The 2,500-nt window shown below is 54.6% G+C and carries 2 rRNA genes (1 of these 2 cut by a window edge); both read left to right on the top strand.

From position 1 onward, the window contains the following. A 23S ribosomal RNA gene (locus ABIC35_RS21665) occupies positions 1–2,252 on the top strand (it extends 545 nt beyond the left edge of the window). Between the two features lie 119 nt (positions 2,253–2,371). Further along, positions 2,372–2,486, top strand: a 5S ribosomal RNA gene (gene rrf / locus ABIC35_RS21660). Positions 2,487–2,500: the final 14 nt, after the last annotated feature.

Genomic DNA, 2,500 nt, shown 5'->3' with positions numbered 1-2,500 from the left:
AACCGAATGCCTACAAGCAGTGGGAGGGGCTTTATGCCCTGACCGCGTACCTCTTGCATAATGGGTCTGTGACTTAATGTATCAAGCAAGCTTAAGCCGATAGGTGTAGGCGCAGCGAAAGCGAGTCTGAATAGGGCGACTTAGTTTGATGCATTAGACCCGAAACCCGGCGATCTATGCATGACCAGGATGAAGGTGCGGTAACACGCACTGGAGGTCCGAACCGATTAACGTTGAAAAGTTACCGGATGAGTTGTGCTTAGGGGTGAAAGGCCAATCAAGCCGGGAAATAGCTGGTTCTCCGCGAAAACTATTGAGGTAGTGCCTCGGATGAACACCCTAGGGGGTAGAGCACTGGATGGATGCGGGGGTCGCGAGATCTACCAATTCTAACCAAACTCCGAATACCTAGGAGTGATATCCGGGAGACAGACGGCGGGTGCTAAGGTCCGTCGTCAAAAGGGAAACAGCCCTGACCTACAGCTAAGGTCCCCAAGTCACGTCTAAGTGGGAAAGCATGTGGGAATCCCAAAACAACCAGGAGGTTGGCTTAGAAGCAGCCATCCTTTAAAGAAAGCGTAACAGCTCACTGGTCTAAATAAGGGTTCCTGCGGCGAAGATGTAACGGGGCTCAAGACGTGCACCGAAGCTTAGGGTGTGATCGTTTACGATCACGCGGTAGCGGAGCGTTCCGTAAGCCTGTGAAGTGGAAGGGTAACCGACCATGGAGGTATCGGAAGTGCGAATGCAGACATGAGTAGCGATAAAGAGGGTGAGATGCCCTCTCGCCGAAAGACCAAGGGTTCCTGCGCAAGGCTAATCCGCGCAGGGTGAGCCGGCCCCTAAGACGAGCCCGAAGGGGGTAGTCGATGGGAACCACGTTAATATTCGTGGGCCTGGTGGTGTGTGACGGATTGCGTGTGTTGTCAGTTCTTATCGGATTGAACTGGCTTCGAAGCAGTCCCGGGAAATAGCCCCACCGTATAGACCGTACCCGAAACCGACACAGGTGGTCAGGTAGAGTATACCAAGGCGCTTGAGAGAAGTGTCCTGAAGGAACTCGGCAAATTGCCTCCGTACCTTCGGAAGAAGGAGGCCCAGCATAAGCGCAAGCTCTTGTTGGGGGCACAGGCCAGGGGGTAGCGACTGTTTAGCAAAAACACAGGGCTCTGCTAAGTCGGCTTCAAGACGACGTATAGGGCCTGACGCCTGCCCGGTGCCTGAAGGTTAAGTGGAGGAGTGCAAGCTCCGAAATGAAGCCCAGGTAAACGGCGGCCGTAACTATAACGGTCCTAAGGTAGCGAAATTCCTTGTCGGGTAAGTTCCGACCTGCACGAATGGCGTAACGACTTCCCCACTGTCTCCAGGACATGCTCAGCGAAATTGAATTCTCCGTGAAGATGCGGAGTACCCGCGGTTAGACGGAAAGACCCCGTGCACCTTTACTGCAGCTTCAGAGTGGCAGTGGAGAACAACTGTGTAGAATAGGTGGGAGGCTTTGAAGCACCGGCGCCAGCTGGTGTGGAGCCACCAAGTGAAATACCACCCTGTTGTTCTTTACTGTCTAACCTCGTACCGTCATCCGGTACAGGGACCCTCTGTGGCGGGTAGTTTGACTGGGGCGGTCGCCTCCTAAAGAGTAACGGAGGCGCGCGAAGGTTGGCTCAGGCCGGTTGGAAACCGGCTGTTAGAGTGCAATGGCATAAGCCAGCCTGACTGCGAGACTGACAAGTCGAGCAGAGACGAAAGTCGGTCATAGTGATCCGGTGGTCCCTCGTGGAAGGGCCATCGCTCAACGGATAAAAGGTACGCCGGGGATAACAGGCTGATAACCCCCAAGAGCTCATATCGACGGGGTTGTTTGGCACCTCGATGTCGGCTCATCACATCCTGGGGCTGGAGCAGGTCCCAAGGGTTTGGCTGTTCGCCAATTAAAGTGGTACGTGAGCTGGGTTCAGAACGTCGCGAGACAGTTTGGTCCCTATCTGCCGTGGGCGTCGAAATTTGAGAGGAGTTGACCCTAGTACGAGAGGACCGGGTTGAACATACCTCTGGTGTACCAGTCGTTCCGCCAGGAGCGCAGCTGGGTAGCTATGTATGGACGGGATAACCGCTGAAAGCATCTAAGCGGGAAGCCTCCCTCGAGATAAGATTTCATAGAGCGGTCGAAGACCACGACCTTGATAGATCGGATGTGGAAGCGCGGTAACGCGTGGAGCTAACCGATACTAATTGCTCTTTTCGCGCTTGAGAGTTTCACACCCCCATCGACAACCCTGGGTTGTCAGGATCCGGGTGGATGAACGTCCAGCCTTTGACAGTGCACGATTTGAAAACCCCTGTTTCCCCAAACGCCACACCTGCTTCATTGCTTGGTGGCCATAGCGTCTGTGACCCACCCGATCCCATCCCGAACTCGGCCGTGAAACCAGACAGCGCCGATGGTACTATTGCTCAAGCAATGGAAGAGTAGGTCGCCGCCAGGCATTGAAGCCGGTGT

Source organism: Sphingomonas trueperi (assembly GCF_040545965.1).
In the GTDB taxonomy this organism is placed as follows: domain Bacteria; phylum Pseudomonadota; class Alphaproteobacteria; order Sphingomonadales; family Sphingomonadaceae; genus Sphingomonas; species Sphingomonas trueperi_C.
This window is presented reverse-complemented; position numbering and strand designations above follow the sequence as displayed.